A 569-nucleotide genomic window follows, 5' to 3' on the forward strand; every position below is an offset into this window, starting at 1 on the left:
ACACCAAAAGCACCAACCCAAGCAACACCAAGCAAGACACCTTCGACACCGACGCAACCTTTGGAACCTAAGACACCAAAAGCACCAAAACAAGCAACACCAAGCAAGACACCGTCAAGCATCAAACAACAATCGGATGCCGCAATACCATCAACACCCGCAACAATCAATGCCGTGCCTACAAAAGCACCAAACGCACCAATCATTCCGGATGCGCCAAAAGTGCCAACCAAATTGATCGATCAAGCAACGCCAAGTAAGACACCGACATCAATCAAGCAACAGTCTGATGCCGCGATCCCAACATCACCAAAACAAGCAACACCGACCAAAGCACCAAACGCGCCGATCGTTCCTTTGGAACCAAAAGTTCCGGCACCGATCAAACAAGCGACACCAACCAAGACACCATCAACTTTGATCGATCAAGCGGTTCCGGTATCACCAAAAGCACCAACGATTGCCGTGCCACCATTGAAAGACAAGACACCAAACAAACCATTGGAACAGGTGATCAACGTGCCGATCAAGACGTTCCCGCAAACGCAAATCGATGAAACGACCCAAAC

The 569-nt window shown here is 49.2% G+C and carries 1 pseudogene; it reads left to right on the top strand.

Annotation, left to right across the window (positions count from 1 at the left end):
* Positions 1–174: 174 nt before the first annotated feature.
* Positions 175–569: pseudogene (locus N1032_RS26895) on the top strand (hypothetical protein); the annotation flags it as partial.

It is taken from the genome of Herbiconiux daphne (genome assembly GCF_024979295.1).
GTDB classification, from domain to species: Bacteria; Actinomycetota; Actinomycetes; order Actinomycetales; family Microbacteriaceae; genus Herbiconiux; species Herbiconiux daphnes.